This is a genomic window from Escherichia coli (genome assembly GCF_036503815.1).
In the GTDB taxonomy this organism is placed as follows: Bacteria; Pseudomonadota; Gammaproteobacteria; order Enterobacterales; family Enterobacteriaceae; genus Escherichia; species Escherichia coli_F.
In genome coordinates this window covers 228,527-244,258 of sequence record NZ_AP027764.1, presented here as the reverse complement: position 1 = coordinate 244,258, position 15,732 = coordinate 228,527, and the positions used below count along the sequence as shown (strand labels likewise).

The 15,732-nt window shown below is 49.4% G+C and carries 13 protein-coding genes; 4 read left to right on the top strand and 9 right to left on the bottom strand.

The window, feature by feature from the left end:
* Nucleotides 1–233 precede the first annotated feature (233 nt).
* The 3 genes from rcdB to yhjE all read left to right on the top strand — a co-directional run bounded on the left by rcdB (nt 234) and on the right by yhjE (nt 3,925).
* A complete protein-coding gene (gene rcdB / locus AABJ99_RS01095) occupies nt 234–1,133 on the top strand; it encodes a LysR family transcriptional regulator (RefSeq protein ID WP_039021891.1) in 900 nt (299 codons plus the stop codon).
* Nucleotides 1,134–1,181: 48 nt separating this feature from the next.
* Entirely contained in the window at nt 1,182–2,195 is a 1,014-nt protein-coding gene (gene yhjD, locus AABJ99_RS01090) for an inner membrane protein YhjD (RefSeq protein ID WP_039021883.1), read from the top strand.
* Nucleotides 2,196–2,602: 407 nt separating this feature from the next.
* The gene (gene yhjE, locus AABJ99_RS01085) at nt 2,603–3,925 is read left to right on the top strand and encodes an MFS transporter (RefSeq protein WP_001149025.1); all 1,323 of its coding nucleotides are present in this window, start codon (nt 2,603–2,605) and stop codon (nt 3,923–3,925) included.
* A 119-nt stretch (nt 3,926–4,044) separates the two neighbouring features.
* Here yhjE and yhjG read toward each other — a convergent pair whose 3' ends face one another.
* A complete protein-coding gene (gene yhjG / locus AABJ99_RS01080) occupies nt 4,045–6,105 on the bottom strand; it encodes an AsmA family protein (protein WP_039021884.1) in 2,061 nt (686 codons plus the stop codon).
* A gap of 70 nt (nt 6,106–6,175) precedes the next feature.
* Nucleotides 6,176–6,943, bottom strand: coding sequence for a cyclic-guanylate-specific phosphodiesterase (gene pdeH / locus AABJ99_RS01075; protein WP_001353592.1), 768 nt, complete (start codon nt 6,941–6,943; stop codon nt 6,176–6,178).
* A gap of 231 nt (nt 6,944–7,174) precedes the next feature.
* Here pdeH and kdgK point away from each other — a divergent pair, with 231 nt between their 5' ends.
* Entirely contained in the window at nt 7,175–8,104 is a 930-nt protein-coding gene (gene kdgK, locus AABJ99_RS01070; protein WP_039021892.1) for a 2-dehydro-3-deoxygluconokinase, read from the top strand.
* Here kdgK and AABJ99_RS01065 read toward each other — a convergent pair.
* The 7 genes from AABJ99_RS01065 to hmsP form a co-directional block, all read right to left on the bottom strand.
* Nucleotides 8,076–8,660 (bottom strand): hypothetical protein, encoded by a 585-nt coding sequence (locus AABJ99_RS01065; protein WP_105278564.1) that lies wholly within the window; start codon nt 8,658–8,660, stop codon nt 8,076–8,078. The genes kdgK and AABJ99_RS01065 overlap by 29 nt on opposite strands.
* Before the next feature lie 61 nt (nt 8,661–8,721).
* Nucleotides 8,722–8,985 (bottom strand): hypothetical protein, encoded by a 264-nt coding sequence (locus AABJ99_RS01060; RefSeq protein ID WP_241957770.1) that lies wholly within the window; start codon nt 8,983–8,985, stop codon nt 8,722–8,724.
* 61 nt (nt 8,986–9,046) lie between these two features.
* Nucleotides 9,047–9,526 carry a hypothetical protein gene (locus AABJ99_RS01055; protein ID WP_039021886.1) on the bottom strand — a complete coding sequence of 160 codons (480 nt, stop codon included), beginning with the start codon at nt 9,524–9,526 and terminating at the stop codon, nt 9,047–9,049.
* A gap of 366 nt (nt 9,527–9,892) precedes the next feature.
* Nucleotides 9,893–10,303, bottom strand: a complete 411-nt coding sequence (locus AABJ99_RS01050) for a hypothetical protein (RefSeq protein WP_039021887.1) — start codon at nt 10,301–10,303, stop codon at nt 9,893–9,895.
* A 203-nt stretch (nt 10,304–10,506) separates the two neighbouring features.
* Nucleotides 10,507–12,003: a M16 family metallopeptidase gene (gene yhjJ / locus AABJ99_RS01045; protein ID WP_001163147.1), complete on the bottom strand. Its 1,497-nt coding sequence runs from the start codon at nt 12,001–12,003 to the stop codon at nt 10,507–10,509.
* Between the two features lie 219 nt (nt 12,004–12,222).
* Complete coding sequence (gene dctA, locus AABJ99_RS01040) at nt 12,223–13,509, bottom strand: C4-dicarboxylate transporter DctC (protein WP_000858214.1); 1,287 nt, start codon at nt 13,507–13,509, stop codon at nt 12,223–12,225.
* Nucleotides 13,510–13,691: 182 nt separating this feature from the next.
* A complete protein-coding gene (gene hmsP, locus AABJ99_RS01035) occupies nt 13,692–15,680 on the bottom strand; it encodes a biofilm formation regulator HmsP (protein WP_001266333.1) in 1,989 nt (662 codons plus the stop codon).
* Between the last annotated feature and the right edge of the window lie 52 nt (nt 15,681–15,732).

Genomic DNA, 15,732 nt, shown 5'->3' with positions numbered 1-15,732 from the left:
TAAGCACAAATAGCCAACACGTCCTCTGTTCACTTTAAAGGGAATCGCTGAAAAATACACTCTGTTTAAGGGGATTCACCTTTCTCATAAAGCTATTCTCCCCTTTTCCTGCTGAGAAATCGCCACATTCGTCATGACAACATTGTGAAACCCGGCATTAGATGTTAGAAAAAACAATAAACAATGCGATATGCGCGTTACTGTTTCGCTGTGAACAACAATCGGTCAAAGAAATGGATAAAATTCACGCAATGCAGTTGTTCATCAAAGTCGCGGAGTTGGAAAGTTTTTCCCGCGCAGCGGATTTCTTTGCTTTGCCAAAGGGAAGTGTTTCGCGCCAGATACAGGCACTGGAACATCAACTTGGCACCCAGCTTCTCCAGCGCACCACGCGACGGGTCAAACTCACGCCAGAAGGCATGACCTATTATCAACGGGCAAAAGATGTGTTGAGTAATCTCAACGAACTGGACGGTCTGTTTCAACAGGATGCCACCAGTATCAGCGGTAAATTACGCATCGACATCCCACCAGGAATCGCGAAAAGCCTGTTACTGCCGCGCCTGTCGGAATTTCTCTATCAGCATCCGGGAATTGAGCTGGAACTGAGTAGCCATGACCGTCCGGTAGATATTCTTCATGATGGTTTTGATTGCATGATACGCACTGGCGCGTTATCGGAAGATGGTGTTATCGCCTGTCCCCTCGGCAAACTGACCATGGTCAACTGTGCCAGTCCGCACTATCTGACGCGCTTTGGTTATCCGCAAAGCCCCGATGATCTGACTTCACACGCAATAGTGCGTTACACACCACACCTGGGTGTACATCCGTTAGGTTTTGAGGTTGCCAGCGTTAATGGTGTCCAGTGGTTTAAGTCTGGCGGCATGTTGACGGTAAACAGTAGCGAAAACTATCTCGCCGCCGGTCTTGCCGGTCTGGGGATTATTCAGATCCCGCGCATTGCCGTGCGCGAAGCCCTGCGTGCCGGGCGGCTTATTGAAGTATTACCTGGCTACCGTGCCGAGCCGCTCTCCCTTTCGCTGGTTTATCCGCAGCGTCGGGAGCTTTCCCGGCGTGTAAACCTGTTTATGCAGTGGCTGGCTGGCGTAATGAAAGAGTACCTGGACTGACAGACTATACTTTTTAAGAATGATAAAGACAGAAGGATAAATGAGCGGATGACGCAGGAAAACGAGATTAAACGTCCCACCCAGGATCTGGAGCTCGAGCCGATTAAACCGCTGGATAATAGCGAGAAAGGCGGCAAAGTTAGCCAGGCGCTGGAAACCGTCACCACTACTGCCGAAAAAGTCCAACGCCAACCGATTATTGCGCACCTGATTCGCGCGACTGAACGCTTTAACGATCGGCTGGGGAATCAGTTTGGTGCGGCTATCACCTATTTCTCATTTTTGTCGATGATCCCGATTTTGATGGTGTCGTTTGCCGCAGGGGGCTTTGTGCTGGCCTCCCATCCGATGTTGCTACAGGATATCTTCGACAAAATTCTGCAAAACATCAGCGATCCGACGCTAGCCGCCACGTTGAAAAACACCATCAACACCGCCGTTCAACAGCGTACGACGGTAGGGCTTGTCGGCCTGGCGGTGGCGCTTTATTCCGGCATCAACTGGATGGGTAACCTGCGTGAAGCGATTCGCGCTCAATCGCGCGATGTCTGGGAACGTTCGCCACAGGATCAGGAAAAATTTTGGGTTAAATATCTGCGTGATTTTATTTCGCTGATTGGTTTGTTGATTGCGCTCATTGTGACGCTTTCGATCACCTCGGTTGCCGGTTCGGCGCAGCAAATGATTATTAGCGCCCTGCACCTGAACAGCATTGAGTGGCTGAAACCAACGTGGCGGTTGATTGGTCTTGCGATTTCCATCTTCGCCAACTATCTGCTTTTCTTCTGGATCTTTTGGCGATTGCCGCGCCACCGTCCGCGCAAAAAAGCGCTAATTCGCGGAACATTTCTTGCTGCTATAGGTTTTGAAGTGATTAAAATCGTGATGACCTACACACTGCCATCGCTGATGAAATCTCCGTCTGGCGCAGCATTTGGTTCCGTGCTGGGACTGATGGCGTTTTTCTACTTCTTCGCTCGTCTGACGCTGTTTTGCGCGGCGTGGATTGCCACCGCCGAATACAAAGACGACCCGAGAATGCCGGGGAAAACGCAGTCTTAAAATATGCCGGATGCAGCGTAACGCCTTATCCGGCCTACGAATTTATTCGGCCTGGCTCCCCGTAGGCCGGATAAAATGCGCCAGCATCGCATCCGGCTATCATGCGCACATAACCACTTAAACTCTTCCCCAGAGCCTTTTCTGTCATCTCTTAGGAGCAAACAATTTCATTCCAACTCATTACTCCAGCATATAAATCCAGTTGGTAACTTTTATTTAACCTAAAACCAGTTTTATCCACCATTTATGAAATTATGTGAAGCATTTCATAGAAGAAAAATCACCAGCTTAAACATTATTCCCTTTTTGGCTGATTTTCGACCAACTCCGCGATTTGTTACACATTGAAATATCACTTTTGCTGTGCGTAATATGGCTATTCGTTAGCCAAAGAATAAGAAAAGATTATGCAAGCAACAGCCACAACACTCGAAAATAACCAGGAATTTACGCCGGTAAACTCACGTAATAAAGTTCTGGTTGCCTCACTCATCGGTACAGCCATTGAGTTCTTCGACTTCTATATTTACGCAACGGCAGCCGTTATTGTGTTCCCGCATATCTTCTTCCCACAGGGTGATCCCACGGCAGCAACGCTACAGTCGCTTGCCACCTTCGCCATCGCCTTCGTCGCGCGCCCTATTGGCTCTGCCGTCTTTGGTCATTTTGGCGATCGCGTTGGGCGTAAAGCGACGCTGGTCGCCTCGTTGCTAACGATGGGGATTTCGACCGTGGTGATTGGTCTGCTGCCAGGTTACGCCACGATTGGTATTTTCGCCCCGCTGCTGCTGGCACTGGCTCGATTTGGTCAGGGTCTGGGCTTAGGCGGCGAATGGGGCGGAGCGGCGCTGCTGGCAACCGAGAACGCACCACCGCGCAAACGTGCATTGTACGGCTCCTTCCCGCAACTGGGCGCACCGATCGGCTTCTTCTTTGCCAACGGCACTTTCCTGCTGCTTTCCTGGCTACTGACAGATGAGCAGTTTATGAGCTGGGGCTGGCGCGTGCCGTTTATCTTCTCGGCGGTGCTGGTCATTATCGGCCTGTATGTTCGCGTGTCGCTGCATGAGTCACCGGTGTTTGAGAAAGTCGCTAAAGCGAAAAAACAGGTGAAGATCCCGCTGGGTACGCTGCTGACCAAACATGTTCGCGTAACCGTACTGGGTACGTTCATTATGCTGGCAACCTATACGCTGTTTTACATCATGACGGTCTACTCTATGACCTTTAGTACCGCCGCCGCGCCAGTTGGGCTTGGCCTGCCGCGTAACGAAGTATTGTGGATGCTGATGATGGCAGTGATTGGTTTTGGCGTGATGGTGCCAGTCGCCGGATTACTGGCTGATGCCTTTGGTCGCCGTAAAAGCATGGTAATCATCACCACGCTGATCATCCTGTTCGCGCTGTTCGCCTTTAACCCGCTGCTCGGTTCTGGCAACCCGATTCTGGTTTTTGCCTTCCTGCTGCTGGGGTTAAGTCTGATGGGACTGACCTTCGGGCCGATGGGCGCGCTGTTACCAGAGCTGTTCCCGACAGAAGTGCGTTACACCGGAGCATCGTTCTCTTACAACGTAGCGTCGATTCTCGGGGCTTCCGTTGCACCATATATCGCAGCCTGGTTGCAGACTAACTACGGGTTAGGTGCGGTGGGGTTATATCTGGCGGCGATGGCTGGCTTGACCTTAATCGCCCTGCTGCTGACCCATGAGACGCGACATCAATCGTTGTAATAAGGTTGAAAATTGCCTGATGCGCTACGCTTATCAGGCCTGAATTTCCATAAAATATATTGAATTCGCAAGGATTTGTAGGCCGGATAAGGCGTTCACGCCGCATCCGGCAGTTTCCATCACTTCTTCATCTGCGACAAAATCGTCCGACACTGATTAGCCTCCCCTTCGGAAGGAGAGATCAGCGCCAGTAACGCCGCCGCCGGTGTTACCAGCGTTGCCAGTGCCGCCGCGACGGCTCCGCGAGCAATCAACGGCCCGGCTTTCACCCCAGCCTGCGGATTTTTAAATGTCCCACGCACATACAGCGGCGAACGCAGTGTGATAATCCGAATCCCTTTACTTTCTGGATCGATAGTCAAATCCAGTTGCTCCGAAGCAAAACTTGCCGTGCCGGTAACATTGATCAACGCATTCTCGGTATCAAAAGCGAAAATCTGCGGACGCGCTACACCGTTGGCAATATCCAGATTCGCTGCCGCGCAGTTCACCCGCACCTCATCATCACCAAATATCGCACCGACAATGTAGTTACCGACATTCAGCCCGACAATCTCCATCAGGTTGCGGCTCACCAGCCCGTCATTCATCAACAGTTTCAGGTTGCCGTTACTGTTGCCTAAAAGCGCCGCCACCGAGTTACCGCTACCGCGTAGTTCCGCGTCACCGTTCATTTCCCCCAGAGTCTTCTGCATCAGTTCTACATCGGGCATCAGTTCTTTGAGTTTCAGCCGACGAGCCTGAATATCTGCCCGCCCCTGCATCGGTTTTTTATCACCTTCCAGATGAATATTCGCCGCAATGCTGCCGCCTGCCATGCCAAATTTCAGCGGTTGCAGGCGCAGGTCAGCATTTTTGAGGATGATATGAGTAGAAAGATCGCTAATCGGCAGGCTACTGCCATGCTCAATGCGCCGCCCTTTGAAGCGAACATCGGCATCCATGACGTCCCATTTATCGGTTTCGAAGCGGTCATAAGGCAGCACTTTGCCCGCAGGCTGAACGCTTTTTTCACCCTTCTTCTGTTCAGACCGTTTCGACTTTTCTGCACCTTTTCCAGAATCAACGCCAATCAATGGCCCTAAATCTGCCAGCCGCAATTGCCGCGATTCGACATCACCTTCCAGTTTTGGCCGTGGCTTGCCGGTGGTGTAGATCAGAGAACCGTGGATATCACTATCGCCAATGCGCCCATTAAAGCCCCGATAATCAAATACCGACGATTTTTCAGTGTCGATTTTCGCGACCAGCCGACCATCGGTTTCAAACGGCGGGGTATCGGGAAGCAGAACGCCCGTCAGTTCATAGAGATCACCCAGCGAATCGCCAGAAAATTTAAGCCGTAAATCGACACCGCCCATCTTCATTGGGTCATTCACAACGCCATCAAAAGCGACGCGAGTATTCCCGGAGCGGAAATCAGCCTGTACCGGAAACGGTGTACCTTCGCCGCGTAGTGCCAGCATACCGCCGATTTTACCTTTGCCCGTGAGCGGTTCACCGTTATAACGTCCCTGCGCCTTCAGACCAAAAACGTAATCGCCCACCTTTTCTTTATCCGCTTTACCTTTCGATCCGGTAACTTCACTGAACGGCAGCGGCTTGCCTAACGGATCGACAAAAATTTCCAGATCCGCTTTGCTTACTTTGTCATCAATAGCGATCCGCCCTTGATCGAACAGAATATTATCCAGTCGAAGCGACCACGCCGACGGCTTTGCATTCGTGTCTTTGTTATCATCATTGGCGAGATTAAACGTCCAGTTATTGTTCTTTTCAGAGAGACGAATCAGACGCGCGTCGGGCTTCTCCAGTTTTATCCACGGCAGCCAGACCGTTTTGGTCAGCAACGCCAGCGGGGCCAGCGTCGCTTCTACCCGCGGCAAATGCACCATTGTGACTTCGGGAATATCCGGCGGATTGCCAAGAATGATGTCTTCTGCATGCACATGAGGCCACGGCACCCAGCTGCGCCAGCCGGTTTCTTGTTTTTGCCGCTCCCACACCACGCCCAGATCGCCACGGATAGCGAATGGACGATTCAACTCCGCAGAGACTTTCTGGTTGATGGTCGGTTTGAGTCGATTCCAGTCAAATGTTGCAATCAAAATGATCGCCACGACAATCAACAACAAGAAAGTCCCTGAAATCGCAGCGGTTATTTTGCCTGCCTTGCTCATCATTCGCTTCCTCATATTTCTTCCTGTGCCAGTCCTAAAGATAGTCCAGCCAGGCAGAAAATGAGGCAGCTTATAGCGCCAGAACTGCCGAATTCAGCGTTTCTATCGGTGCCGGGCGTGAAAGAAACCAGCCTTGTGCGGCAAATGCAGGCGAATTTTGTACATCGCGCCACTCTTCCTGCGTTTCCACACCTTCGACAATCACCCCGCGACAATAGCGATTCATGAGATGTAAAAGCTGAGAAAAGAGCGTGCGTCCTTCCGGCGACTGACGCAGCATCACAAACAGCTCACGGGCGATTTTGATGTAGTCGTAACGGACTTCACTGAGCGCAGAGAAATTTGCCATCCCAGTGCCGAAATCATCCAGCCACAGCGGACCAAATTCACACATCGAGGCAAAGGTTGAGTCTTTTGGCAGGCGGATGTGTTCTACCAGTTCGAAACGCAGCCAGGGAAGATGCTCAATCTGGCGCAGGATTTTTGGTTGCTGACGCAGGGCGATGAGCGTAGGGCCATCAATATTGACCGATGCCAGCAGGCCGTGCTCGACAAAGAAGTCGGCATTTTGCGCCAGCAAATCAATCTGCTCTTTCACAACCTCCATCCGATGGCTGACGGTGATTTCAGTAAAATAGCGATCCGGCGGCAGACGTTGTAAAGGGTTCGAGGGATGCGTGACCACCGTTAATAGCTCCACGGCCATTAACCGTCCGCAGGTTTGATAGATCGGCTGCCAGGTGTAAGCACGCTCACACTGCAACCAAAAACGCCGTTCCTGCAAGCTCTCGATGCTTGCTTCAGGGTTGCTTATTCGCTGGATAACCTGCCTTATCATCAAAGATGTCCTGTGTTTAAAAGTGATGCTGCCCGGACTCGACAAAGATTATCGGCGCGCAAGGGCAGAACTTTACCGCCTGGCCGGGTTAAATTTCCCCACTCCACAACGGAATCTTTCAGGAATACGTTCTGGCTCAAAAAAATAATGGAACACTGTTTTAATATGGTTGACCAGCAAACCACCACAGCGCAAACTAACGCTAATTTTTTACAGATCAGGTTCACGACTATGTCCAAAAAGATTGCCGTGATTGGCGAATGCATGATTGAGCTTTCCGAGAAAGGCGCGGACGTTAAGCGCGGTTTCGGCGGCGATACCCTGAACACTTCCGTCTATATCGCCCGTCAGGTCGATCCTGCGGCATTAACCGTTCATTACGTGACGGCGCTGGGAACGGACAGTTTTAGTCAGCAGATGCTGGACGCCTGGCACGGCGAGAACGTTGATACTTCCCTGACCCAGCGGATGGAAAATCGTCTGCCGGGTCTTTACTACATTGAAACCGACAGCACTGGCGAACGTACGTTCTACTACTGGCGTAACGAAGCCGCCGCCAAATTTTGGCTGGAGAGTGAGCAATCCGCAGCGATTTGTGCAGAGCTGGCGAATTTTGATTATCTCTACCTGAGCGGGATTAGCCTGGCAATCTTAAGCCCGACCAGCCGCGAAAAGCTGCTTTCCCTGCTGCGCGAATGCCGCACTAACGGTGGAAAAGTGATTTTCGACAATAACTACCGTCCGCGCTTGTGGGCCAGCAAAGAAGAGACACAGCAGATGTACCAGCAAATGCTGGAATGCACGGATATCGCCTTCCTGACGCTGGACGACGAAGACGCGCTGTGGGGTCAACAACCGGTGGAAGACGTCATTGCGCGCACCCATAACGCGGGCGTGAAAGAAGTGGTGGTGAAACGCGGGGCGGATTCTTGCCTGGTGTCCATTGCTGGCGAGGGGTTAGTGGATGTTCCGGCGGTGAAACTGCCGAAAGAAAAAGTGATCGATACCACCGCAGCTGGCGACTCTTTCAGTGCCGGTTATCTGGCGGTACGTTTGACGGGCGGCAGTGCGGAAAATGCGGCGAAACGCGGGCACCTGACCGCAAGTACCGTTATTCAGTATCGCGGCGCGATTATCCCGCGTGAGGCGATGCCGGAATAATGGTTTTTGACGGAGAACGGGTAGATATTCGTTCTCCGTTAATCATCTTGCAGGGACGAACCGAGCGGTGCTGATGATTTGAAATAAACTGCTGACGCATATCATTCAAACTACGCGTAAATTTAAGCGGGTTCTCACCTTTAATTTCGACCGTGACGAAGACATTCCCATCCTTGTTAAAGAAGTCAAAATAATAGTCATGTTGATGACGACGATTTGTTTTAAATTGACGAAATGATAAATAGCAGCGGTTATCGTAGGTAATTAAAAAATCATTTTCTCCGTATTCGTTTATCATCTTATTTCTCAGGCTACCATCGAAGAGCACTGCATACTTATCTCTATCAGCAAATAATTCGGCATCCGTTTCTCGGTTGATCGTGTTGACACTGATACCGAATTCTATTTTTACCTTCTCTTTATCGATATTATTTCTTGTGCTGACATACATATTATTGGCATCCCAGAGTAAGAGAAAATTTTTGTTGCAGGAATAAAGACCTGTTAAGCAAAAAATGACTGTTAGCAAGAATAGTATGCGTTTTTTGTTACGCATTTATACTCCTGAAAATGCGTTGAGGTCGCAAATATAATTAAATAGTCTGACATAAATAAAATTAATTCCCTATCAATAATACATCTGCGACTTTTCTTGGTCCTTCGTAGATCTCAAATGCCTCGTACTTAGTCATCCATTGTTCAGGGGCGGTATCGAAAAGGAACTGAACGCACCTCATTGAAACGATACGTCCATCGGTTACATTAGGTTTTTCCAATTCAAAAACAACACCCCATGCATTATTTTGCCAGTCAGTTTTCTCCTCTGGAAACCTGGAGACGGGAATAATATCTACCGATAGGAGGTGCGCTCCTTCTGCCACCTTCATTTTCTGTAAGCCAAACAACCTTTACACGATACATATGTTTCCATTCATTAATTAATTAAATTAAGTGTGAATTATATAATATTGCCACCCCATGCGGTCTTTCCCATTTTAGTCCATCAACTAATAATGATAGAAAAGAATACTGGAAGCTTATATTTTTAATCACTTCTATTTTTTCATCATCTAATGACAAGATTACCCACCCCCCGTAATTTTTGCTAACCAGGTTGTTAATAAATTTAATTATAGGATTGGTTGAAATATCCTTTCCTTTATTCACAGCCATTTCCAGGTCATCGACTAAAGAACCATTGAAGTTGTAAACATGATATTCATTAAAGTCTATGTGCTCATCTAAAGGTGGGCCATAAGTAATCGGTAGATTGCATCTATGCAAAAGATGATGATTACACCAGGCGTATACCGGAGGGTCGCGATGAAAGGTTTCCCCACCCCAGTGAACCATAACCTCTTGTAGATCTAGTTCCTCTGGAGCGAATCGTGTAGGGAGCAAAATATCCAAGTGAAAATCCATAGCCTATCCTAAATTTGGCACCCATAACATAAACTGTATAAGAATCAACGACTGCCCCCCAAAAATGGGAAAATTCACTTATTCTGCAAAGTTACTTATTAAGAAGCCCACTCCTCATTTTTTGGCAAATAGCCCTTTAGCCAACAGGTCAGAATCTTAAAACTCGCTCGCAAATAAAATTTATTAGCCGAATCTTTTTTAACCATTCTGACTAATGTCATCTCACCCGTTCTTTTATCTATCAAGAATTCGCCGTAATCAGATCTACAATAGTCAGAAGATGTAGGTCCAAATTCATATTTTACTACTTTATCAGTTTCTTCAATTTTCAATATTTCTATATGATAGGCTATTATTTAACACCATCTATTGCCTGCATCGTATACAGCTAAAACCAGTAGCTAAAATCTCAACATAACTATCATAACCTGCTATAATATAATGTTTTAACTTCAACCGTTTTTTAGGGTCATATAATTTCTCTTTTTCTTCAAGCGGTACAGAATTCATTACTTGATATACACCGGAGTCCAGATTTGCACCATCAACCTTCTTAATAACAATATTGTTATAATTGGCTTCATAAAAATTGACGGTAGCACACTTAACTTCAGCAACTGTAGTGAAGACCAGTTCAATTTGAACATAATCTCTCTCTGTTGATATTAACTCCAGAGCATCTACTTTAATGTTGACGCCATCAGACTCTGTATATGTTAAAGATAAATAAGTTGTGGAAATCCTGAATCCAATCGATTGTGATTTTAACACAAGCATAAACTCACTCCTTCCTGGAGGCACCGGTATAATTTATTCAGCTAATAAATAATTAAACCCACTCTACGGTAAGTTTATTTTAATAATGAATGGTTATCTGCGCGCTACCGCCGTGCCCGGAAAAATATCTGCGGTTATATCACGGTAACTAATTTATTACCGTTAATCCCGGCAGCGCAGAAGAAACGCTGCCGGGTTATTTATTACTGTGCGGGTGGAATATCCGTCACTTCAGGATGTACGTCATCCGTGGCAACTGAGGTTGTGGCAGCAGTAGTAGATGGGGCCATGATTTGATCCCAGGCCGCCTGCAACGCTTTCATGTTAAATTCTGGCTCGCCTTTCGGCTGCAGAAGAATTAACGCCATATCGTTCGACAACTGCTGGCGCAGATCCTGATTTAACATCTCTACCGTCAGACTATTAAGGAAATCCTGGCGCAATTTCTGATATTGCTCCGGCGCGATATCGACGACCTGATTTTGCAACGAACGCATCCGCTGGCCCATCAAAATATCGGTATCAGCTCGCGCATAGGCGGCAAACAGTTTCTGCAGCTCCAGTTTCTTTTGCGCCACTAACGCATTGAACTCTTCTTCCGGCAGACCTTTATCGCGAACCTTTGCCAGCTCACGCGCTACCAAATTAAGGTTGCTGTTCAGCTTGTCGTTTGGTGACTCGATGTTGATGGCACACTGCGCACGCAGATACAGCACACGGCAGTCAAATCCAAGACCGATGTCTTTGCTGTTACTGGTGCTTAACGCTTGCTGAACGTGCCAGAACAGCGCCTCACGGGCCAGGTCCGCACGCCAGTAGCGCAGCAGTGCGGCTGATTCACGAATTGGCTGCCACGGCGTATCCCACATGATAGATAACCGGTCCTGACGTACCGCATCGGTCATAATACTCACCGCTTCAGGACGCAGCGGAGAAAGCGTCGGCACCGGAGCCGGTGTTTCACGTTTGCCTTTCAGTTCGCCAAACGTTTTGTTGATTTGGTCGACAACCGAGCGCGCATCCACGTTTCCCACCACCAGCAGCGTCATTGCATCCGGGGTGTACCATTTCTGATAGAAATCTTTAATCTTTTCCGCTTCAACGGGTTGTTTCAGCGGATCGGCAGGATCGTGACCTAACAAGGTTGATCCTTTCAGACGATAGCGCCACCAACCCTCTTTAGTATCGGCAGGCCAGGTTGCCACCATGTCCTGACTTTGCAGCGCGTGGTTGATGGTTTCTGGTGTGATGGTCAGTTTGCCAGTGGCATTTGCCAGATACGAGAGCGCTTCTTTCAGCAAGTCGTTACGGTTATTGGGCAAACTCAGATTAAACAGCGTGGTGTCATAAGAGACAATTACCGGCGGCATCGGGCGTTTAGGGTCGATCCCCTGCTGCCACAATGAACGCGCCTGTGCTGCGTCAAGGCCACCGCTTTGCGTTAACGCAATACGAGGGATGGCGTGACTGTAACCGCTCTGTTGTGTACTTTCGGCGAGCGAACCGGTATTAACCAGCAGGCGAATTTCAACGCGATCGCTGGGACGCTGGGGCGTGGTCAGCACTTGCCACTGTAAACCGTTGGAAAGCGTCCCCTGTTGCCATGCTGGATCAGGCTGGAGCGCATCTGCCTGCACATAGCCAGCAGTGGCCATCATCAGCAAACCGCCCGCTAAAAGTCGAATTTTTGTGCCCTGCATGTGAACCCCTGATCAACTATCCTGGTAATAAAAAACTGCCCGTTGTCGGTCAGTCTAAATGACGTTAAAAACACTTCGTGTTAGACCGCAAGAACATGAAAATGTCACGGAAGAAGTGAAATAAACCTGAACTCACCCAGGTGGTAAGTTCAGGCACAGGGGTCAATTATGCGCAAACACCCGCACTCGGGGAAGGGAGTGCGGGCATAAGTGGTGAGATTAAGAGGATAATTCGTGCGTTTTGCCATCCGGCGCACGATTATTCAGCACATCGTCCAGTTTTTTGTGGTCCAGTTCTTTCACCCACTTAGCAACAACAATGGTCGCTACGCCGTTACCGACCAGGTTAGTCAGCGCACGAGCTTCTGACATAAAGCGGTCGATACCAAGAATTAGCGCCAGACCCGCTACCGGCAAATGGCCCACCGCAGAGAGCGTCGCTGCCAGCACGATAAAGCCACTACCCGTTACCCCTGCCGCCCCTTTAGAAGAAAGCAGCAACACAATTAATAGTGTGATTTGGTGAACGATATCCATCTGACTGTTAGTGGCCTGGGCGATAAACACCGCCGCCATTGTCAGGTATATCGATGTGCCATCAAGGTTGAACGAATAGCCTGTCGGGATGACCAGCCCCACCACCGATTTGCGGCAGCCGAGTTTCTCCATCTTGTCGAGCATACGCGGCAGCGCCGACTCGGAAGATGAAGTCCCCAGTACAATCAGCAATTCTTCACGGATGTAGCGAATAAATTTGAAGATACTGAAACCAGTCGCTTTAGCGATTGAACCCAGTACCAGCACCACAAACAGGATACAGGTGATGTAGAAGCAGATAATCAGCTGCCCCAGTTGCACCAGTGTGCCGACGCCGTATTTACCGATGGTAAACGCCATTGCCCCGAACGCACCAATAGGTGCCAGACGCATGATCATATTGATGATGCCGAAGATGACCTGCGAGAAACTTTCGATCACGTTAAAAATCAGTTGGCCTTTGCTGCCCAGACGGTGGAGCGCAAAACCAAACAGTACGGCAAACAGCAGCACCTGCAGAATGTTACCGCTGGCAAATGCGCCAATGACGCTCGCCGGGATGACATCCATAATGAAGGCGACAATGCCCTGGTCTTTCGCCTGATCGGCGTAAACCGCTACCGCTTTCGCATCAAGCGTTGCCGGATCGACGTTCATTCCGGCACCAGGCTGCACGACGTTAACGATGATAAGACCAATAATCAGCGCGATGGTACTGACAATTTCAAAGTAAAGCAGTGCGACTGCGCCGGTACGACCGACCGCCTTCATGCTTTCCATGCCCGCAATGCCCGTTACGACGGTACAAAAGATGACAGGAGCGATGATCATCTTAATGAGCTTAACGAACCCGTCGCCAAGCGGTTTCATTTGCTCGCCTATTTCAGGGTAGAAATGGCCAAGGAGAATACCAATGGCTATCGCTGTCAGGACCTGAAAGTAAAGGCTTTTAAACAGAGAGGTTTTCATAGGGTGTCCTTTAGTAAAACCACAGGTCTTGTAAGGTTATGGGGTACCTGCGGCCTTAAAATAACACCCAGACAACATCACAGAAATGTACCTGGATCATAATTGAAACAAAAAGGTTAAAAAGTTTGAGCTGGCTCGCACAAACCAGCACTTTTTAAAGTTTTGTAATCAGTTTGGGGTAGCTACTTTTCTTCCAGGTAACTCTCTTCGAAGATTTCAATAGGGAGTGGGCGAGCAAAAAGGAAGCCCTGGGCAATACCAACGCCCGCTTTTGCCAGCCAGTCGCGTTGTGCTTCAGTCTCCACGCCTTCGGCAATCATTTGTAAGTTCAGGCTTTGCGCCAACATGATAATTGCAGCAATCATGCTGCTATCTTCCGGCAAGCCTTCAACAAACATTTTGTCGATTTTTAACACGTCGATTGGCAACGATTTCATATGCTGCAGCTGACGCAGCCCTGCGTAGCCCATGCCGAAATCATCCAGCGCCACCCGAACGCCGGCATTACGCAACGGGCGGAGGATTGCCACCGCTGCATGAGGGTCGTCAATACGTCGGCTTTCTGTCACTTCCAGAATCAGCGTTCCCGGCTGAATGCGATAGCGGGTTAACAGTTCCAGCATATCCGCTACCATATTCGGGTGCATCAGTTGCAGCGCTGAGAGGTTTACCGACAAGGGCAGCATAATGCCGCGCTCTTGCCAGGCAGCCAGCAGTCGACAGGACTCTTCCAGCACCCAGTGACCGACGGTAACCATCAGCCCACAGCACTCAATGCGATCGATTAAGCCATCCGGCAGATCCCAACTGCCATCCGGTTGCTGGATACGCAGTAACACTTCCGCACTGACCAGTTTACCGCTGGTCATCTCGACCTGTGGCTGTAACCAAATCGCAAACTGATGATTTTCCAGTGCATTAAGGATATCGCTCTCTTCCGTCAACCGCTGTTGGGCGGCTTCCATCTGCTGCGGATCAAAGAACTGAATCTGATTCTTACCTTTATGGCGAGCGGTAAATGCCGCAGAAATAGCGCGACTGTAAAGCTGTTCGGCGGTGAGATCGCCGTAGAACATCGCCACGCCAATGCTACAGTGCGGACGGAGTTGAATACGTTCAATCGGCAGGCGCTCGCTCATGATAGTGAGCACTTGCTGACCTAAAGTGATTGCGTGCCACGGCTCCTGTACACCGTTGGCAATGACAGCAAAGTCATAACCACTAATCTGCGCGAGGATCATACGTGGCGACAGTACCGATTTGAGTTTTTCCACCAGCGTCAGCAGCAGAATTTCTCGTTGCGCCTCTTTCAGCACGCCCGCAGTATCACGCAGGGTTTCACAGGTGATAATCATCAGCGCGGTGGTTTGTTTACGCGCGACAACCTGCTCCAGCATCTCCATCAGCAAGGCTTTGTTCGGCAAATCCGACACCGGGAAGCGCATCGCATTTTCGTTCTGTTCTTCATAATGGCGCTGCAGCAATTGCTGGTTGAGGTTGTAACTGCGCACCAGCATACCGATTTCATCGTCCTGATGCAGACGTGGTAATGCCAGTTGGTGACCAACAAGCTCCTGGGCTGGGATGGCGTTAAGTTCACGAGCAATATTGCGTAACGGATGCAAAATCAGGCGGTTAATGCACCAGCTAATCGCCACCGTCAATATTAACGACAAAAGTAAGTAAATGGTCACTAACGTTGAGAGGGTGCTCATCACGAACTTATACATGCGGAAGGAATCCGCCTGTAGCACCAGATAGGCAATTGGCTGCGGGTTTGCCGGACGTTCCAGCGAGTAAACGCCCAGCGAGATTTGCACCGGTAGCTCAAACATGCGAGTAACCATTACCGGCACCGGACGCTCTGGAATAAAACTTTTACGCAGCGCCTGGAACTGGTTAGGCAGCACCACATCGGCACGGCTGACCACGCCTGCCGGTTTAATGCTGGCAAGAATAGCTTCCGCTTCGGGAATATCGCCTTTCAAAATGGCAGAAGATAAGGGTTCGCGGACAGAGCGAGCAATGCTTTCCAGTTGCGTAGCCGTGTTATAGCGATTCTGCTGGACCAGATGGAACAGCAAAACGGTGCAAAAAATAAAAACGAACACCAGGACAACGGCTGCCACCATTGCCATCTGCTTGATTGTTAACGAGCGACTTACGCGCAAATTGTCTCCCCCCGGAAATCCCAGATTGCCGCCCGAGTATACCCGATCGCAG

What these genes read in the sequence shown, in the direction of transcription:
- yhjG (WP_039021884.1), bottom strand. Translation starts at nt 6,105, where the DNA reads ATGAGCAAGGCAGGCAAAATAACCGCTGCGATTTCAGGGACTTTCTTG.
- kdgK (WP_039021892.1), top strand. Translation starts at nt 7,175, where the DNA reads ATGTCCAAAAAGATTGCCGTGATTGGCGAATGCATGATTGAGCTTTCC.
- yhjD (WP_039021883.1), top strand. Translation starts at nt 1,182, where the DNA reads ATGACGCAGGAAAACGAGATTAAACGTCCCACCCAGGATCTGGAGCTC.
- yhjE (WP_001149025.1), top strand. Translation starts at nt 2,603, where the DNA reads ATGCAAGCAACAGCCACAACACTCGAAAATAACCAGGAATTTACGCCG.
- dctA (WP_000858214.1), bottom strand. Translation starts at nt 13,509, where the DNA reads ATGAAAACCTCTCTGTTTAAAAGCCTTTACTTTCAGGTCCTGACAGCG.
- AABJ99_RS01065 (WP_105278564.1), bottom strand. Translation starts at nt 8,660, where the DNA reads ATGCGTAACAAAAAACGCATACTATTCTTGCTAACAGTCATTTTTTGC.
- pdeH (WP_001353592.1), bottom strand. Translation starts at nt 6,943, where the DNA reads ATGATAAGGCAGGTTATCCAGCGAATAAGCAACCCTGAAGCAAGCATC.
- yhjJ (WP_001163147.1), bottom strand. Translation starts at nt 12,003, where the DNA reads ATGCAGGGCACAAAAATTCGACTTTTAGCGGGCGGTTTGCTGATGATG.
- AABJ99_RS01050 (WP_039021887.1), bottom strand. Translation starts at nt 10,303, where the DNA reads ATGCTTGTGTTAAAATCACAATCGATTGGATTCAGGATTTCCACAACT.
- AABJ99_RS01055 (WP_039021886.1), bottom strand. Translation starts at nt 9,526, where the DNA reads ATGGATTTTCACTTGGATATTTTGCTCCCTACACGATTCGCTCCAGAG.
- rcdB (WP_039021891.1), top strand. Translation starts at nt 234, where the DNA reads ATGGATAAAATTCACGCAATGCAGTTGTTCATCAAAGTCGCGGAGTTG.